The 17,367-nt window shown below is 43.9% G+C and carries 17 protein-coding genes and 1 pseudogene; 14 read left to right on the plus strand and 4 right to left on the minus strand.

The genetic code is table 11. From position 1 onward, the window contains the following. Nucleotides 1-185, minus strand: a 185-nt coding sequence (locus REC12_RS26545; RefSeq protein WP_374214230.1) for a helix-turn-helix domain-containing protein, incomplete at its 3' end; no start/stop codon positions are given. 362 nt (nt 186-547) lie between these two features. Here REC12_RS26545 and REC12_RS18775 point away from each other — a divergent pair. The 3 genes and pseudogenes from REC12_RS18775 (at nt 548) to REC12_RS18785 (ending at nt 2,237) form a co-directional block, all read left to right on the plus strand. Next, nucleotides 548-1,051, plus strand: coding sequence for a GNAT family N-acetyltransferase (locus REC12_RS18775; protein WP_308897141.1), 504 nt, complete (start codon nt 548-550; stop codon nt 1,049-1,051). A 212-nt stretch (nt 1,052-1,263) separates the two neighbouring features. Next, a pseudogene (locus tag REC12_RS18780) lies at nt 1,264-1,448 on the plus strand (class I SAM-dependent methyltransferase); the annotation flags it as partial. 195 nt (nt 1,449-1,643) lie between these two features. Beyond that, complete coding sequence (locus tag REC12_RS18785) at nt 1,644-2,237, plus strand: rubrerythrin family protein (protein ID WP_308897143.1); 594 nt, start codon at nt 1,644-1,646, stop codon at nt 2,235-2,237. A gap of 27 nt (nt 2,238-2,264) precedes the next feature. Here the strand turns inward: REC12_RS18785 and REC12_RS18790 are convergent, their stop codons facing one another. Then, nucleotides 2,265-2,780 carry a ferritin-like domain-containing protein gene (locus REC12_RS18790; RefSeq protein WP_308897145.1) on the minus strand — a complete coding sequence of 172 codons (516 nt, stop codon included), beginning with the start codon at nt 2,778-2,780 and terminating at the stop codon, nt 2,265-2,267. Between the two features lie 596 nt (nt 2,781-3,376). Between REC12_RS18790 and REC12_RS18795 the strand changes: the two genes are divergently transcribed. From REC12_RS18795 to REC12_RS18820, 6 genes are all read left to right on the plus strand, one after another. Further along, nucleotides 3,377-3,682, plus strand: a complete 306-nt coding sequence (locus REC12_RS18795) for a type II toxin-antitoxin system RelB/DinJ family antitoxin (RefSeq protein ID WP_308897146.1) — start codon at nt 3,377-3,379, stop codon at nt 3,680-3,682. A gap of 309 nt (nt 3,683-3,991) precedes the next feature. Next, the gene (locus tag REC12_RS18800; protein WP_308897148.1) at nt 3,992-4,135 is read left to right on the plus strand and encodes a hypothetical protein; all 144 of its coding nucleotides are present in this window, start codon (nt 3,992-3,994) and stop codon (nt 4,133-4,135) included. After that, nucleotides 4,132-5,415 carry a nickel-dependent lactate racemase family protein gene (locus tag REC12_RS18805; RefSeq protein WP_308897150.1) on the plus strand — a complete coding sequence of 428 codons (1,284 nt, stop codon included), beginning with the start codon at nt 4,132-4,134 and terminating at the stop codon, nt 5,413-5,415. The genes REC12_RS18800 and REC12_RS18805 overlap by 4 nt, the downstream gene beginning before the upstream one ends. Before the next feature lie 458 nt (nt 5,416-5,873). Continuing rightward, nucleotides 5,874-6,881 carry an ABC transporter substrate-binding protein gene (locus REC12_RS18810; protein ID WP_308897152.1) on the plus strand — a complete coding sequence of 336 codons (1,008 nt, stop codon included), beginning with the start codon at nt 5,874-5,876 and terminating at the stop codon, nt 6,879-6,881. Nucleotides 6,882-7,025: 144 nt separating this feature from the next. After that, the gene (locus tag REC12_RS18815) at nt 7,026-7,925 is read left to right on the plus strand and encodes an ABC transporter permease (protein WP_308897154.1); all 900 of its coding nucleotides are present in this window, start codon (nt 7,026-7,028) and stop codon (nt 7,923-7,925) included. Continuing rightward, nucleotides 7,918-8,721, plus strand: a complete 804-nt coding sequence (locus REC12_RS18820; protein ID WP_308897155.1) for an ABC transporter ATP-binding protein — start codon at nt 7,918-7,920, stop codon at nt 8,719-8,721. The genes REC12_RS18815 and REC12_RS18820 overlap by 8 nt, the downstream gene beginning before the upstream one ends. Nucleotides 8,722-8,944: 223 nt before the next feature. Here the strand turns inward: REC12_RS18820 and REC12_RS18825 are convergent, their stop codons facing one another. After that, nucleotides 8,945-9,844 (minus strand): DMT family transporter, encoded by a 900-nt coding sequence (locus tag REC12_RS18825; protein WP_308897156.1) that lies wholly within the window; start codon nt 9,842-9,844, stop codon nt 8,945-8,947. 147 nt (nt 9,845-9,991) lie between these two features. On the opposite strand from REC12_RS18825, the gene REC12_RS18830 reads away from it, so the two are divergent. After that, nucleotides 9,992-10,888 (plus strand): AraC family transcriptional regulator, encoded by an 897-nt coding sequence (locus tag REC12_RS18830; protein ID WP_308897158.1) that lies wholly within the window; start codon nt 9,992-9,994, stop codon nt 10,886-10,888. Between the two features lie 409 nt (nt 10,889-11,297). Then, nucleotides 11,298-12,458: a hypothetical protein gene (locus REC12_RS18835; RefSeq protein ID WP_308897160.1), complete on the plus strand. Its 1,161-nt coding sequence runs from the start codon at nt 11,298-11,300 to the stop codon at nt 12,456-12,458. Nucleotides 12,459-12,570: 112 nt separating this feature from the next. On the opposite strand, the gene REC12_RS18840 is transcribed toward REC12_RS18835, so the two are convergent. Beyond that, nucleotides 12,571-12,939: a hypothetical protein gene (locus REC12_RS18840; RefSeq protein WP_308897162.1), complete on the minus strand. Its 369-nt coding sequence runs from the start codon at nt 12,937-12,939 to the stop codon at nt 12,571-12,573. Between the two features lie 1,005 nt (nt 12,940-13,944). Between REC12_RS18840 and REC12_RS18845 the strand changes: the two genes are divergently transcribed. The 3 genes from REC12_RS18845 to REC12_RS18855 all read left to right on the plus strand — a co-directional run bounded on the left by REC12_RS18845 (nt 13,945) and on the right by REC12_RS18855 (nt 17,344). Further along, nucleotides 13,945-15,336 (plus strand): glycine--tRNA ligase, encoded by a 1,392-nt coding sequence (locus REC12_RS18845; protein ID WP_308897164.1) that lies wholly within the window; start codon nt 13,945-13,947, stop codon nt 15,334-15,336. 501 nt (nt 15,337-15,837) lie between these two features. Then, on the plus strand, nt 15,838-16,389 hold the full coding sequence (locus REC12_RS18850) for an RNA polymerase sigma factor (protein WP_308897166.1): 552 nt from the start codon (nt 15,838-15,840) through the stop codon (nt 16,387-16,389). Further along, a complete protein-coding gene (locus REC12_RS18855; protein WP_308897168.1) occupies nt 16,373-17,344 on the plus strand; it encodes a hypothetical protein in 972 nt (323 codons plus the stop codon). The genes REC12_RS18850 and REC12_RS18855 overlap by 17 nt, the downstream gene beginning before the upstream one ends. Nucleotides 17,345-17,367: the final 23 nt, after the last annotated feature.

The raw sequence follows: 17,367 nt of genomic DNA on the forward strand, positions 1-17,367 counted from the left end.
TGTCCTTCATGAAGCCTTGGAGGTCTTCCTGATTTTGGTTTGTCAGGTATTCCATCAAGGCCTTCGTTCCGGTACGTTTGGTGTAAATTACTCACCGTATCCTTTGAAATCCCTATTAGTTCTGCAACTTCCCTACATGAACTGCCGGAACGAAAGAGGTAAAGCGCGTGATCTCTCTTGAAAATTCTTGCCTACTTTTCTTTATCCATAGCCGATTTAATGGCTTTTAATTCTTCCTCTGATGCTCTCATTTTTATCCTCATCTTTTGTATAAAGTAGCTTCAGAAAGAATATCGACAAATTGTATGAATATCTTAACTCAATTTATATAGACTTGAGATTGTTACAATAAAACTGGAACTCATAATAGAGTACTTAAAATTATAGTAAAAGTATTGATTTAATAAAAAGTGACATATTTGCCGGGACCCTACTAGGCTCATGCGGTATTTTTTATATTTTTAAGGCATGTGGAATGCGTATGCCTTTTACACAAGAAAGAGATGGGTGACTATAAACCCTAAAGCAGTTACAGAGGTGATTAATAATGAAAATAATTGAGACAGAAAGATTGTATCTGAGAGAACTGTTGATAAATGATAAAAATGAACTAATGAAAGTTCTATCTGATCCAGAATCTATGCAATTCTATCCGCATCCGTTCAGTGCAGAGGAGGTAGAAAAGTGGATTCGATGGAATATTGAAAATTATAAAAAATATAAACACGGATTATGGGCTGTAATCTTGAAAGAAGGAGAGGTCTTTATTGGGGATTGCGGTATAACAATGCAAAATATCGGCGATGAAACCGTACCGGAAATTGGCTTTCATATTATTAAGAAATATTGCAACAAGGGATTTGCAACAGAAGCTGCTTTTGCTTGCAAGGAATATGCCTTTAAAGTTTTACAATATCCTAAAGTGTTTTCGTATACCACAATACGGAATATTCCTTCGCAAAAAGTTGCCGGGAAGATTGGCCTTTGCCTTTATAAATATTTTGAAAAGAATGGTGAAAAGCAAATTGTCCAAGTAGCAAATAAGAATTAAAAGAAAACAGTTTTACGCTAAGGGATGCCAGCGTTATATGGCCTCTTTTTTTGACTGTTCAACGTATACAGAAACAGTTTGCTGTTGAAACGAACATACACTTTGATAAATAAAGGTTCTCATTGACTTTAGAGCTCCGGCGACAAAGTGCCCTATGAGGAGATAAAACAGATGAGATTGGATTTTTAGGAAGAGAGATTGGAGCGGTAATCATGGGTAACACGGATAAGTTTGAAATAATAGCGAATATATATGACACGCCTGAAAGAATCCAAATTGCCAAGGTTTCAGCAAATGCCATTCGTGACTATTTAGTTGATGCTAAAAGTAAGCGTGCTATTGATTTTGTGGTACGGGCCTTGTTGGCATGAACTTGTTAAACGAGTTTAATTCGCTGTGATTTGGAAAAGATTATGAGTCAACATAAACTTGATATTGAGCTTCAAAAATGAAATACTTACTGATGAAATCCCCCGCACAGTTGTTAACTAGAGAATAAAAGCCAAAGAAATAAACGATGAAAACCTCCTTTTTCTTATAAACCAGAGAAGTTTGGCAATAATAGGGGTAAATGAAATTAGGAGGAATAAAAATGGTTGCACTGAAAGACAGCGTTACAAAAGAGAACCTTTTAAAGGCTTTTGCAGGAGAATGCCAAGCCTGGCGGCGCTATGAATATGCCGCAAGCCTGGCAAAAAAGCAAAATCTTGAGGTCCTTTACTGGCTTTTTCATTACACTGGAAATCAGGAAAAGGAACACGCCGAGGTATTCTATAATCACTTAAAAGAGTTCAACGGGCAGGAAATCTCGCTGAGCGCCAACTACCCCGTCGATAATTCAAATAACATTCTGGAGCTTTTGCAGCTTGCCGCCCAGCGTGAATCTGCGGAATACAACACAATTTACAAATCCTTTGGCGACAAGGCCAATGAGGAGGGACTTGTCAATATCGCCAATTCGTTTTATATGATCGCTGAGATTGAAAAAGTACATAACCAGCGTTTTTCGCACTATGCGCAGCTCATGCAAAGCAATAAACTATTTGAAAACGAAACAGTCACTGAATATGTCTGCCTAAACTGCGGTCACATCCATAAAGCTGCCGGAGCGCCGCAAATCTGTCCGGTTTGCAATCATAATCAAGGGTTTTTTGTCCGCCGGGAAGACTCGCCTTTTGGTAAATAAAAGTGTGTGCTTCGTTTAAAAAAACCTTTATATCCGCCCATACATCTTGTTGAAAATCTGGAGGTGGTGCTCCTCGTCGCGGATGATACGATGTAAAATCGCCACGATGTTCAGGTCGCAGATGGTATTCGCCTGTCTGGAATACTTGCTGATGGCCGCTTCCTCTGCTTTGATTGATTCCGCTATTAGCGCGCCTAACTCAGGCGGGTAACCAATAAATGAGGGCGACCACCAGCGATTATAGTCCCGGCAGCTCCAAAGCCGCGGGTCCGCCCCAAGCAGTAAGGCAAGCTCGGCAAAGATATTGAGGTGGCGCATTTCCACGATGCTGATATCGTGGAAGCATTTGGAGATCCAACTATAGTGCGGCTTCGTTACAACGGCGATGTAAAAATAGCGAGTGACATCGCTCATTTCCGAAACAACATCGGCTATGTTGCCGAGCATCTCACAGGCATAAAGAGGATTTGGGCCGGCCACCCGCACTGGTGGGTAAGGGGCATTTACTTTGTAGTTGCACTTGTTGGCTTGATTATCATCCATACTTATTTCCCTTTCCCTATGTCTGTACTGTATAGTTTATTCAGGCAGACAGGGTGGTATGACGACACCTCCAATCAGGTCAAGGGTGCGGTTTCCTTCCTGATTCTGCTTAAGTCCCTTCCGGTTAAACAGTTACTGCACTGCGCACTGCCGGGAAACTATTGAGTTGGATGATAGCCATTGAACAGAAAAGAGCCGCCATGCCGTGGGGAACAGGGAAAAAACGAGGGACCGGCAGTGTCTTCAGATTCTTTCTGAAAGAACACTGCGGTCCCTTTTGGCAACTGAAGATAAATCATTACCCCGGCAATGTCACTCAGCCACTGCCAGAGGATTTACCTTATAAAACGGCGGCTGAAAGTAGCGTCAGATTATTTTGAGTGGACATTCCGCTCGAAATGGTGTCCTTTGGTGGCCGCCAGGAAATCACCGGCATAGCCTGCCATGTTCCCGGACGGACCGCAGACGACGCTTCGCTCCGCGTTTTGTCCGGACCGCAACAGGTATTATCCCAAATAAAGAATGAATTCATTTCGGCAACATTGCATTGCTTTTGTATATATAAAGCTTATAATAATTACAGCGGAGGGATTACTATGGCGAAAACAACGAATATATATGTCAGGCTTGAGCCTGGCCTTAAAGAAGAGGCCGAAGCTATTCTGGCACAATTAGGTATCCCGGTATCAAATGCGGTAAATATTTTTTTGAAACAAGTAGTTATGCGGCGAGGCTTACCGTTTGATGTAAAGCTGCCGGAGGCAAAACTCCCAAGTATTGCAAATATGAGTAAAGAAGAATTGCATGCGGAAATAGAAAAAGGATACGCTGATTTCATACAGGGTAATGTTAGACCTGCATCAGAAGTTTTCGCAGATATTCGCAAGAATTACGGGATATGAAGTACAAAATACTATTCACAAAACAAATGGAAAACGACTTGAAGGCAATATATAATTATATTGCTTTCACTTTACTTGCACCTGACATAGCGGCGGAGCAATTGGACAGGCAACAAATGAATTGATGGATAAACTTGATAAGGGAAGAAAATCCGGAGACGAAAAAGAATAGACGTTTCACGAGGATATGCGAGTATATTTTGAAGATAAAATAAGCGGATGACCACCTGTTCGAAAAAATCGGACAGTTGGTGAGTTCATGTAAACTATTCGAAATTCCCGGATAGTTGCCCTCAAGGAGATGCCGGGGTGGTACATCTTTTTTGTCTCCTCAAGGCACGTGGAGACAATGAGTTTAAATCCTGGACTAAAATCACTATAAGGAAAGCGTTGGCTGAAACGATCCGCAGGTTATTAAAAATAATTGTCGATGGCGAGGAGAATCAATCATGAAAACGTTTGCTCTCGGTTATGGCGATACAACGGTTGAAGTCAAATTAGACGGCGCGAGATCGGTACAGGTCTTAACAGGCGAAAGCATTCCCCCTGTCCGGGATTTTAAGCAGGCTTTTTTAGAGGCGGTGGGCCCGGAATGTATTGAATCCCCACCGCTTGGCGAGCTGATTTTTCCTGCGGATAAGGTAACCGTCGTCATCAGCGATATCACCCGTTTCTGGATGCGGCAGGATCAGGTCTGCGCTCAGCTCATTCCCTACTTGCACGATACTCTGGGCGTCCCCTATGAAAATATCGTGATTTTGATTGCCCTTGGTACGCACCGTCCCCAGACTGAAGACGAAATGAAACAGCTGGTCACGCCTGAAATTTATGAAAAGGTTAAGGTCGTCAATCACGATTGCCTGGCGCCGGACCTGGAGTTCCTGGGCGTCACCACAAGGGGCACCAGGGTTTTTGTCAATCCCCTGGCCGTGGGGCGGAAAGTGATCCTAATCGGCGGCACGATCCACCACCTGATGGCCGGCTACGGCGGCGGCCGTAAAAACATCCTCCCGGGAATCTGCGGCAAAACCACCATCACCCAAAACCACATCCACTCGTTATCGCCAACGCTGCCCAGGTCCAACCCCCTGATCGGTATGGGAATCCTGGGACAAAATCCGGTCAACGAGGACATGAATGAAGTTGCCGCAATGGTCGCGCCGGTCTTTGGCATCAATGTTGTGATGGATAGCCAATCCGGAAATTGCCGCCTGTTTTGCGGGCATTTCCTCCGGGCCTGGGAAGAAAGCTGCCGTGTCGTGCAGCAGTTAATGGGCATTCCCATTCGGAAAAAAGCGGACGTCGTCGTGGTCAGCTGCGGTGGTTATCCTAAGGATATCAACCTCTATCAAGCCGTCAAAGCCATGATTAATGCCGCGGAAGCGGTAAAAGAGGGCGGCCGGTTGATTTTTCTGGCGGAATGCCGCGAAGGCGGCGGCGCTCCCTCCTATTTCAGCTGGATCGATTCGCTGCGCCGCGGCACGCTGGATGCGGATCTCCGCCGGGATTTCACCATTGCCGGCTATATTTTCTACGCTTCCTGCGAGGCCATGGCCAAAGCCGAAGTTCTGATGCTTACCCGGATTCCGGCGGAAACTCTGGACGGCATGGGCGCGCGGGTCTTTGCCGATATTGACGATCTTCTGGGGGAAGCGGACTTTAAGGACAAAGACGTCTATGTCATGCCCTACGGCGGCTATACGGTTCCTTATCTGAAAGACACGGAAGATTAGGATTGCCGAAAATCAGAGTTTCAGGAACTTACGTCTAAATCAATCCGCAAAAAGTTGTTGACAAATTATTAAGGGAATGCTATTGTAAAACCCAAACCATTGATGTAGAGATCAAACCGTAAGCGCACTTACAGAGAGCCGGCGGGGCTGGAAGCCGGCAGAAAGCGGAACGGCAAATGGACTACGGAGGGCGCACCGAACGAAAGCTTAAGGTTTTTCAGTAGAGTGTGACGCAATGCCTGCGTTATGAGGCACGGAGTATGTTAGTACTCTTTTGAGTTGGGTAATATTATTATTTTATTACCAAACAAGGTGGCACCGCAGACGAACAGTCTGTCCTTGATTACGGATCATCCGTATCAGGACGGGCTTTTTTTATTGGTTAAACCTGCGTGGTGTGAAAAGAGTACCGGCGACAAAAGATAATACGGAAGAAAACGAAAGAGAGGAAAACAAACATGAAAAAAATGAGTACCGTTCTCCTTACCCTTCTCCTGGTTATCAGCCTTTTGCTGGTTGCTACCGGCTGCGGCACAGGCACGACTTCAAGCGATACGTCAAAGGGCAATAGCGCGGCCAAGGTCACGCAAGTCGGAATTATTCAGCTTGCCGACAACGGAGCCTTCACCGATATGCGCGAGGGTTTTATCAACAAAATGCGTTCTTTAGGTTACTCGGAAGACAAAATGGTTTTCGACTACAAAAACGCCAATGGCGACACGGGTACGCTCAATTCCATCTGTCAAACCATGGTTGATCAGAAAAAAGACTTTATCGTCACGATCGGAACCCCGGCTACTCAGGCCATCGTCAATATGGACAGCGGCATCCCGGTGTTTTTTATCTCGGTTTCCAATCCTGTGGCAGCCGGCGTCATCACTGATATGAAAACACCGGATAAAAAGGCCACCGGTACTTCTAACGCGATTCCCGTCGATGAGATGTTTAAGCTATCCGATAAGCTGACGCCCGGCCGCCATACCTACGGCCTGATTTATAACACAGGCGAGGTTAATTCCGTGAGCACGATTAAAAGTGCCAAGGCGTATATGGATAAAAACGGGTTAAAATATAAGGAAGCCGTTGTCACTTCCTCTTCTGAAGTACAGCAGGCGGCCGAGTCTCTGGTCGGTAAAGTTGACGCCTTTTTTATCCCCAATGACAGTATGGTGCAAAGCGCGATGCCCCAGGTCGCTGAAATTGCCAAAAACGCCAAGATTCCGGTGTACGGCAGCTCCGCAGTTATGGTGCAATCCGGCGCCTTTGCCACAATCAGTATCGACGATTCTACGATCGGCGCTATTACGGCCGGCATGGCGGATCAATTTATGAAAGGCACCGCCCTGGCCAAGATTCCGGCCATCACAGTTTCCGATTTTACGACGGTCATCAACAAGAGCACCGCGGATGCCATCGGCGTGACGGTTCCCCAGGATGAGCTGGCCAAAGCAAAGGTTATCAAATAGACTATCCGGCACCCAGCCGGGCGGGATGCCGCAATTTCCTCCGGCTGACAGGATTTAATGATTACGTTTCTTCCGACTGGCAGAATTAACAATTAATTTTCTTCCAGCTGACAGATTACTTTACGCTCCCAGGAGGCAGAATTTATGACCTTACTCATCGGTTCGGCTCAGCTTGGCTTAATTTATGGACTGCTGGCGCTGGGCATCTATATCTCCTTCCGCATACTGAATATTCCCGATCTGACCGCTGACGGCAGCTTCACCCTGGGGCTGTCGGTCTCGGCTGTCGTGACGGTGGCGGGATACCCTGTTCTGGGTATCCTGCTGGGAATCGTGGCCGGCGCGGCGGCCGGCGCCGTTACAGGGCTGCTGCAAACCAAATTGGAAATTCACCCGATACTGGCGGGAATCCTGACCATGAGCGGTTTGTACAGTCTTAATCTCTATATCCTCGGCAGCCGCTCCAACCTGTCTTTGATTGGCAGCACCACTATTTTTAACCGGCTGGCCTGGCTGTCAGCCGACAAGGAACTGATCAAGACCTTGATCCCCTTCCTGGTCTGTTTTATCTGCGCAGCGATCCTGATCTGGTTTTTTAAGACCCACTTGGGGCTCTGTATTCGCGCTACGGGCAATAATGAAGAAATGGTCACGGCCTCTTCGATTAATATCAAGGCTATGAAAATCATCGCCCTGGCTTTGTCCAACGCCTGCGTCGGTTTGTCCGGGGCAGTGCTGGCCCAGTATCAGGGCTATGCCGACATCAGCTCGGGCATCGGCATTATGGTGGTCGGCCTGGCTTCGGCCATTATCGGGGAAGCTATTTTCGGCAAACGTTCTTTGACCTTGGGACTGTTTTCCGCGCTCTTCGGCTCCCTGCTTTACCGTTTTATCATTGCCGCCGCGCTGCAATCGACGATTTTCCCCGCTTACATGCTCAGGCTGGTTTCGGCGGTCATTGTCGTCATTGCCTTGTCCGTGCCTGTCGCCAAAAAACGCCTGCAGCTGAGAAGCATGCGAAAGAAGGTGCAGCAGGATGCTTGAAATGATCAACGCGCGTAAAACTTTTTTACAGGGAACGCCCAACGAGCATGTCGCCCTGGATAATGTAAATCTCTCGCTGGCCGACGGTGAATTCGTCACGGTCATCGGTTCCAACGGCGCCGGCAAGTCTACACTGTTCAACGCTATTGGCGGCAGTTTCTGGCTGGACCGGGGCAAAATTTTGCTGCAGGAGGACAACATCACCTATTTGGCTGAGCACAAGCGGGCTTCCTTAATCGGCCGTCTGTTCCAGAATCCCGTCAAGGGCACGGCCCCGGATATGACTATTGAAGAAAACCTGGCCTTGGCCTATAACCGCAAACGCAGAAACGGCCTGCGCCTGGGGGTGCGCCGCCAGGATGCGGCGGTTTTCCAGGAAAGACTTGCCCTGTTGGAAATGGGGCTGGAAAACCGTATGAAGAGCAAAGTCGGCCTGCTTTCCGGCGGTCAGCGTCAGGCTTTGTCCCTGCTCATGGCCACCATCGCCAAGCCGCGCCTTTTATTGCTCGACGAGCATACGGCTGCTCTGGACCCGTCTTCGTCCGAAAAGATTATGCAAATCACGGGCGAGATTGTCAGCCAGGAGAAAATCACAACCATGATGATTACCCACAACATCCAGTCCGCCCTCAAGACCGGGACCAGGACCGTCATGATGGACAGCGGCAAAATTATTCTTGACATTTCCGGTCAGGAACGGTCGGAAATGACGGTTGCCGGTCTGATGGAGCTCTTTTCCCGGCAGGGGAAAAATGGCCTGGATAACGACCGGATGCTTTTAGTTAATAATCCATGACCTTTGGGGAAAGGCACCGCATTAGGGGAATAAACGAATGCTATGAAAAATCATAAAGAATAAATAGATTATGGAATTTACTCTGCCGCCTAGCCTTACCAGCTTTAGGCGGCATCTTTTTGAGCGTTCAAGGCACGTGGAAACAGTTGTAAAAATCGAACAGGTGAAAGGCTGATAGATAAAGCGTTGCATCTCGTTGGCGGTGGGACAAAACTGAAAATCCCTACCTGCTTTTGACGGATAAAAATACGGTAGCCAGTATGCAGCAAAATCCGAGAATATCAATTGTATTGAACCTGGTATGCAGCCAGAGTGCCGAGACAACCGTTGCTACAACAGGTTCCAGGCAGACAATTAATGTGGCCTTCACAGGTCCTATATCCCTGACCCCTTGTAAATAAAACGTAAACGCAGCGGCTGTTCCAAGCAAAATAATAACAGCAAGCACTGCCAATGCTTCCGCATCTAAAGAAACAGGGATCTCCCAGGCACGAGTGACGGCAAAAAATAATGATCCGCCAATTAGCATGCCTAAGCCGGTGACGACTTGATTGCCCCATTTCTCAACAATTCTTTGCGATAACAACGTATAAACCACAACGCCCAAGGCGGACATAATCCCCCAGAACAGTCCTTGAGAGGATAATACCATACTGTGCAGGTTACCATTCGTGGCGATTAAGCCGACACCGGCTAAGGCTAAGACGGTCGAAAGAATCTGCACTTTTTCAGGAAGCACACGGCCTTTAAAGGTTAAAAAAACAGCCATGATTACCACATTAAGGCTTTGCAGGACGGTGGCCGTACCGGAGTTGGAGTATTGAATTGCCGATAGGTAAGCGTACTGGCATAAAAGCAAGCCCGCAATAGAAAAGGCAATCAATTGCAGTGTGTCTTTTGGCTCTTTCAGTATTCCGATCATGTTCTGCTTCTGTCGAGGAAAAGACATACCAGTCAAAATAAAACCAGCAAAGACCATACGCACTGCGGTGAGCCAGGCTGAATTCAAATGGTAAGTCATAAATAAATATTGGCCGCACACTCCGGATAAGCCCCAACCGATTCCTCCGGCGGAGGCGAAAAGGATTCCTCGCAAATGCGTTTTACACTTCAAAATAGGCACCTCTCCCTCCTAAAACCAATTTTAATTATATTGATTTTGGGACATATGTATATCGCTTTTTGCGCATGTTTTTATAACAATATTGCGAAGCCTGGAGATGTGTCCGTATAATGTTGCTGATGGGAGAACAGAGAGGATGAAGGCTATATGATACCAAAGCCCATAAGCGTACTATCAAACCGGCAGGAAATGACAGAACACGTTGTTTCAGGTTTTACAATGGCCGGCTATAGGACTGTGTTTTCTAAATCCACATATGACTACGTGGACTGGCATTGGCACACAGAATTTCAGTTCTGTATTGTCACAACTGGCAATGTGATTTTTCCTGTGGGCGAAAAAAAGTATATTGTAAAAAGCGGCGATGGTATCTTTATTAATTCTCAGAGTGTTCATATGGCCAGGGCGCATCAGTGTGAGGAAGCTTCCTATTTCTGCGTTGATTTTCATCCGAATCTGATTTGCAGCGATCAGAGCAGTGAGCTTTATTGTTCTCACGTTCTTCCGGCACTCGCTAACGCCGGGCTGTCCGCCATTTCGCTTTCCAGCAGTGACAGCCGGCATCATCTGATTTTGAAATCGCTGCAACAAATTCAATCACAGTTCATAAACAAAGAGCCTGGATTTGAGCTGAATGTTGTAATTGGAATCTTGGAAATGTGGAAAAACATGGTCTTGATCCTGCCAAAATGTGATATACAACAAAGCAATAGAGGAGACAACCGCTTAAAACAGATTTTCCTATTTATTCAGGAATTTTATGACGAGCCGCTGACCTTGGAAAGGATAGCGGAATATGTTCATTTGAGCCGCAGCGAATGCTGCCGATATTTCCGGAAAATCACCGGACAGACACTATTTGCATACATATCTCAGTACCGGATAGATAAGAGCATTGATTTGCTGCTGCGAACCGATAGGCGTGTATCAGAAATAGCTGTGGCGGTTGGATTTACCAGCCAAAGCTATTACACGGAATGTTTCCGGAAGATAAAGAATATGACGCCTAAAGAATTCCGCTTGCGGCGGCAATCTATCCAATGACTAATCCGCTCTAAGACTCCTGCTTTGGCAAGCGGTGAGTCAAGAGCGGCTAAGTCCCTGGATAAGTGCGACTAAGAAATATTTGTCCAGACAAACTATTATTTTAGAATGTTTAGGGCCTGGTTATTCCTTAATTATAGGAATAGTCTGGCTTTTTTGTTTTTCATGGACGATTTCCATGATTTTGGAAGGTAAAAAAGGAACGATGTGGAATATGTGAGAAGGCTATGTATCTTTGATTTCAAACAAATCTATTAGGTCATAGCGATTCCTGGTTTTGTCTTTGCAAAAAATAGGCAAGATCAATTTGACTTAACGAATAGTACCCGAGCTGTTACTCAACCTTCACCGGAAGAACCAGGTAATTATTAATTAAGCAAAATTCAGCATAAGGATTGAGGAGATTTATGTGAAAAAGATCTCGTGTATTAGTTTAATAATTTTACTTGTATGTCTTATTGGAGGGTGTAATAATCCTAACGCATTAAAACAAACAAGCAATACTAATGAAGTAGGTCAAAACAGCGATATCGTCTTAAAAATGGGCAGTATTCCAAGTGGTATTAACATAATAGGTGCCAAAGATGAGAATAATTTTTATTGCTTTAAAGGAAATAACCATAAAGCCATATATTTATATCAGGTGAACAATAGTTCAACTTCAATTATAAATACGGTAGTAGCACCTAATAAGTACATTAAGAGCTGTATTTTCAACGAAAATTGGATTATTTGGGTAGAGGATGAAGTTGAAATCGAGAGTGACAATGATGTTAATGAGGTCAATTGGGCAACCTACGCCCGAAACTTACAAACGGGCGAGGTGATTGAAGTAGATAAATATAAAAAGATTGATCTGGATAAATCTACTTATTATCGAGCACTAGAACCTCAAGCTCTCTCAGAATACGGTGATAAAGTCGTATTTACTAATTATGATTTATCTACAGACGGGCAACCCATCCAGGTAATTAAAATGTTCGATCTGACTAAGAAGCAAATGCTAATTCTTGATTCAACTAAGGATTATCAAAAGAGATTCTATAGTTATCCTATCATATCGGGTGATTGGCTAACATGGAGTGAATCCCAGGTTAATTTATTAGATTTCACGGAAAAAGGGAAGACGTTTCTCTATGATATCGGCAAAATGGCAAAGAGTGAAATTTCAGAGGGCGATGAAATCTTGTGGCCGTATATTGATGGGAATTACATTGCCGCACGCAGGAAGCCCGATGGTTTCAATGAAAACTCTTCAATTATGGTATTTGATAAAAAAACCGGTATCTGGACTACAATTGCTTCACCTAATGCTAGCTTTTATAAAGGTAAATCACATGTTGAAATGGGTATGGCTATAATAAGTCAGCAATATCTGACTTGGCGCGATAATGTTAATTCTGACATACCGGTATATGACCTCCAAAATAATAAATTGTATTTGTTCAAGGGAGAGAATGAAAGGGTCATCCCAATTGGAATATTTAATAAGATATTATTTTGGACAGAAGATAACATGAAGGATGCCCAAGAACAATCGACAATAACGAACTATGCTGTTTTAAAATAGCCGAGTTTTCAGTTATGTCGCGCTGACAGATTTATATCTCTGTCTCTCCACGCCCGGCTGGGCCGGATATGGTCTGATTTGTTTGAAGTTCCTATGAAGCTTCTATATTGATTTAAACTAAACCACCGTTATCCTTAACAAATTGGATGGCTCTATCAAATTGCGCTTCATCAACAATAGCCGCAATAAGCATGTCCCGGCCGGATACGGAATCCTGGCCTCCGTCACTCATACCACTGGCGCTAACATCCGCGGAAGCTAATACGCCGGTATCCCGATTTGAGCTTGCCCCTAAAGTTAAGGCCGCTTGGCTGAGATTATCACCGGTTGTAGGATCGTTAACAAAATCGGCGCTGCCGTGCGGGTATTTACTGAAACGGTCTACCTGGATATCGGTTACTCCTAAACCTTTAAGCTGTTCAGCAGCTTTTTTGGCCTCTTCTGAAGTTTTAAAAAAGGCCAGAATGTTCTTTTCCGCCATAATTATTATCCATTCCTTTCGCTTTGCCCAAGGCACAAAAGGGCATGAAATCGTTGCTTTGAGTTTATTTTAAGCCTAAATTGTTGAGATGACAGGCAACTACAAAGCAGGTGGAGGTGAGTGTGCTGCTCTTTTAGGGAAGTATTGGGATCACCGTATGCAATATTTTGGAGTGACCTGTAAATCCCCCTGGCTCAACCCAAAGTACGTGAAGGCCATTCGTCAGGCTTGTTTCTCCTTTTAACATTTACTTTAAAGTTTCCAGCAATGTGATATTTTATTCTTAATCTAAAGGAACAGTAAGAAGTTCCATTTCTGCTTAATTTCCTCCATCCTTCGGATGGCAGCCAGTCCGTGCTGCTATGCCCCGAACCCTCGCAAAAAAATTTCATATCATTGCCCCCAATCATGTATCTCCCAGGGACTAGCTTCAACAAATTTCATGCTAACCTCCTTTTGTAGATGTTGGTCATTCATTCCAATTATTTACTTGGTATTTTAACATGCAAAAATTGAGACTAAAATATTTAGTAATAAGTACTACTGCTTGAACTTGAAATATCAGGTCAGAGTATCCAAAATGGAAGCCGCATAAATGTGTTTACCTCAAAAAGGAGAATTGCTAAGGCTAAATAGTTTTTTAAAACATAACTTTAATCCGGAAATTATTTTGGGGCGGGATCTTGACAATTTCATGGCTTTTGGTATTATTAACCATTATAATATAACGGATACATTGATGGGGAAGAGTAGCCGCTGTCTTCTTTTTAAGCGAGTCAACGCTGGTGGAAGGTTGGCATTGGAGGTTCGGTGAAGGGACCCCGGAGTATCACACTGAAAGTGGGCTATTACCCCTACTCTGCTTGGTGGCGCTGTAAACATGAAATGCCACTGAAGCAAGTTTGGGCAAAAGCCAACGAGGGTGGAACCACGGAAGCAAACCTTTCGTCCCTTAGCCGGATGAAAGGTTTTTCTTTTGCACAAAAATAAAAGGAGGACTAACAAATGGTTGCCGAAAAAAGTATGGATAAAATCGTATCTCTTTGTAAGCGGCGCGGTTATATTTTTCCTGGGTCTGAAATTTACGGCGGTCTTGCTAATACCTGGGACTACGGCCCGTTGGGTGTCGAGTTTAAAAATAATGTCAAACGCGCCTGGTGGAAAAAGTTTGTTCAGGAATCACCATATAATGTAGGTTTAGACTGTGCGATATTAATGAACCCGCAAACCTGGGTTGCTTCCGGTCACGTTGGCGGCTTTAGCGATCCGTTAATGGACTGTAAGGAATGCAAATCCCGTTTTCGGGCAGATAAGCTAATCGAAGACTTTATGAGGAATAAAGGTGATGATAATCCCTTGGTCGATGGTTGGGATAACGCTAAAATGCTCAGCTACATCTCTGAAAACAAGATCAAGTGTCCTGAATGCGGCAAACATAACTTTACGGATATCCGCCAGTTTAACTTAATGTTTAAAACTTTCCAGGGCGTAACTGAAGACTCTAAAGCCCAAGTCTATCTGCGGCCCGAAACAGCTCAAGGGATTTTCGTTAACTTCAAAAATGTTTTGCATACAACCCGAAAAAAACTTCCCTTCGGCATTTGCCAAATCGGCAAATCTTTTCGGAATGAAATAACTCCGGGTAATTTTACGTTCCGGACAAGAGAATTTGAGCAGATGGAACTGGAGTTTTTTTGTAAACCGGGAGAGGATATGGAATGGTTTCAATATTGGAAGAGATTTTGCCATGAATGGCTCTTAGCGCTTGGCCTCAATAATCAAAACCTGCGTCTCCGCGACCATGCCAAAGAAGAACTTTCCCATTACAGTCTGGCCACGATCGACATCGAGTTCAAATTCCCATTTGGCTGGGGAGAACTGTGGGGCATTGCAGACCGGACTGATTTTGACCTGAAGCAACATATAAAAACATCCGGGGAAGACCTGAGCTATTTTGATTCGGAAACCAACCGGAAATTCATACCCTACTGTATTGAGCCTTCAGTGGGTGCGGATCGTATAGCTCTGGCATTCCTTGTTAATGCTTATGATGAAGAAATCTTAGCCGAAAATGACACACGGGTCGTTCTGCGCTTGCATCCCGTTCTTTCTCCCTATAAGGCCGCGGTATTACCGCTTTCCAAAAAACTAGGCGACCAAGCCATGAAAGTATACGTTTTACTATCCAAGTATTTTATGTGTGAATACGATGAGACCGGGAGTATCGGCAAACGTTACCGGCGTCAAGATGAAATCGGCACTCCTTTCTGTATTACTTATGATTTCGATTCTCCGAATGATAATAGCGTAACGATCCGGGAACGCGATTCTATGCGCCAGGTCCGCCTGCCTGTCGATCAGGTTGCAAAATATGTTGAGGATTATCTGCAGTTTTAAAGTAGAGAACTTAACTCTAAGAGTTTAAAGACTATTAGGGGCCTTGTCTTTTTCAAGGAAGCATCTTGCTGTCAACCCCATACGGAGGTATCATGTCCTACACCCATACACTTCTTGGGCGTAGGCTATTTTTTTAGAGGAATATGTGCCCATAGCCCTCGCAAAGTCAATGAAGCACTGTTTTCAATGAACATTTTGAGAAACTGAGAACCCTATACTTATAGTCTGTTTCTGTGAACCAAGCCGGGCAACGGGAAAGCTTTCAGTCCAAGTCCGGCATTTCACTTCCTAATGTAATAGGGCAATCCAAGCTGGGTTTTAGCAGGAATTATTCCGCTAATGGCCTATGCGGCAAAAGCATAGGCCATTAGCGAAGTTTATGAGAAAGCGCAACTAGATAATGTCATATGCTAATTTTTAATAGCTTAATTAATTGGAGCGAACTATTTCAGGCTTCGATGTGTATATGTAGTAGAGTTAAATTAGATAGGGGGGTTATTATTGGGCGACGAAATAGTTAGGGAAATAGCTGAAAAGATGTTTAATGAACATGCCAACTTTGTTTATAGAACAGCTTTTTTTCTGACCAAATCAACTGAATTAGCAGACGATATTACTCAAGAAACCTTTATACAAGTGTTCCGGAAATATAATACTTATGATCCTTCTAAACCATTACAGCCCTGGATATACAAAATAGCTGTGAACATCACCAGAAATACGCTTCGAAAACAAAAATGGCTGAAGTTTTGGGGAGATCTGCCGGAAAACCGCTCTACTGAGTTTATGGAAAACTATATTTTAAAAAGCGAAGAAGAACGTGAATTGTGGAAGGCGGTAACTAATTTAAATCTAAAAAGCAGGGAGATCATTATCTTGCATTTTTACTCCGGTCTGAAGTTAAATGAAATAGCAGTTTGTTTGGGGATACCCTTAGGAACTTGCAAATCGAGGCTGAATTTGGCCTTAAATAAGCTGCGCAAGAGCATGGTCAATAATGATTTCGAATTTTTGCTAAAGGGAGGGAGCACATTTAATGCAAGCAAATTATGAGATAGAAGATGTGTTAAAAAAGGTCTTAAATCAGCATTCTCTGACTAAATCCTTTACGTCAATCTGGAATACTTATCAAAATAATATAGGCAGCAAAGGTAGAAAGAAAGGACTTGCCGCAATAGCTATAATCGCCCTGGCAGCATTTTTAGTGATGGGTGCCGGGATTTTGAGAAAAACTGATAATACCAATTACCCCTTTATCAATGATCCTCAGGTAATTGGCAAGTGGCAAGCCGTTGATTTCGTTCAGAAGATTGGTGATTTTGATCCTGATAAAAAGCCGGCAAATGAAAAATTATATTTAACTGCCTTAGCCTTTATAAAAGACGGTAAGATGCTAAGTGCGACAGAAAATGGAGGATTGACTTACACTTCCTTCACCTGGACAAAGAGTAAAGTGCTAAATAAGCAAGAAAAGACGGCAAGTACCTATATGATTAAAGAAATAAATGGCTCAACTTATATGTTCTTTGCATGGAAAAGCGGGGATTATATTTTTAGGGACATGTCTCCCAGTTATTATGTGTTAAAGAAGGTTGACAATCAGGATTATGCAAATTATCAAGTAGGACAAATCGGGCAGGATAACATTGATTACCCGTTTGTCGATGATAAGCAAGTTAAGGGCAAATGGGAAAGCGTGGATTTTGTTGCCGATACAAATGAATTCCGTCCGGGAGTTAAGAGTTGTTTGGAAGATCTATTTCTAACGGGCTTAACGTTCTACGACAATGGTAAAATAGATTTTGCATCAACATCGGGGAAATACTCGGGAGATTTCCTTACTTGGACAAAAGGGATGATCATAAATAAAAAATTCCAAACGGCAAGTAAGTATCAAATTAAGGTTATAAATGGAGATACTTATCTGTTTTATGAATGGAAAACTGACGACTATGTCTATAGAGGCATTGCACCTGGTTATTATGTACTAAAAAAAGTTGATAAGTAAACCTTAGAAAGGTTATACCAGAA

It is taken from the genome of Candidatus Desulfosporosinus nitrosoreducens (assembly GCF_030954495.1).
Taxonomy (GTDB): Bacteria; Bacillota; Desulfitobacteriia; order Desulfitobacteriales; family Desulfitobacteriaceae; genus Desulfosporosinus; species Desulfosporosinus nitrosoreducens.

What these genes read in the sequence shown, in the direction of transcription:
- REC12_RS18775 (WP_308897141.1), top strand. Translation starts at nt 548, where the DNA reads ATGAAAATAATTGAGACAGAAAGATTGTATCTGAGAGAACTGTTGATA.
- REC12_RS18785 (WP_308897143.1), top strand. Translation starts at nt 1,644, where the DNA reads ATGGTTGCACTGAAAGACAGCGTTACAAAAGAGAACCTTTTAAAGGCT.
- REC12_RS18790 (WP_308897145.1), bottom strand. Translation starts at nt 2,780, where the DNA reads ATGGATGATAATCAAGCCAACAAGTGCAACTACAAAGTAAATGCCCCT.
- REC12_RS18795 (WP_308897146.1), top strand. Translation starts at nt 3,377, where the DNA reads ATGGCGAAAACAACGAATATATATGTCAGGCTTGAGCCTGGCCTTAAA.
- REC12_RS18805 (WP_308897150.1), top strand. Translation starts at nt 4,132, where the DNA reads ATGAAAACGTTTGCTCTCGGTTATGGCGATACAACGGTTGAAGTCAAA.
- REC12_RS18810 (WP_308897152.1), top strand. Translation starts at nt 5,874, where the DNA reads ATGAAAAAAATGAGTACCGTTCTCCTTACCCTTCTCCTGGTTATCAGC.
- REC12_RS18815 (WP_308897154.1), top strand. Translation starts at nt 7,026, where the DNA reads ATGACCTTACTCATCGGTTCGGCTCAGCTTGGCTTAATTTATGGACTG.
- REC12_RS18820 (WP_308897155.1), top strand. Translation starts at nt 7,918, where the DNA reads ATGCTTGAAATGATCAACGCGCGTAAAACTTTTTTACAGGGAACGCCC.
- REC12_RS18830 (WP_308897158.1), top strand. Translation starts at nt 9,992, where the DNA reads ATGATACCAAAGCCCATAAGCGTACTATCAAACCGGCAGGAAATGACA.
- REC12_RS18840 (WP_308897162.1), bottom strand. Translation starts at nt 12,939, where the DNA reads ATGGCGGAAAAGAACATTCTGGCCTTTTTTAAAACTTCAGAAGAGGCC.
- REC12_RS18845 (WP_308897164.1), top strand. Translation starts at nt 13,945, where the DNA reads ATGGTTGCCGAAAAAAGTATGGATAAAATCGTATCTCTTTGTAAGCGG.
- REC12_RS18855 (WP_308897168.1), top strand. Translation starts at nt 16,373, where the DNA reads ATGCAAGCAAATTATGAGATAGAAGATGTGTTAAAAAAGGTCTTAAAT.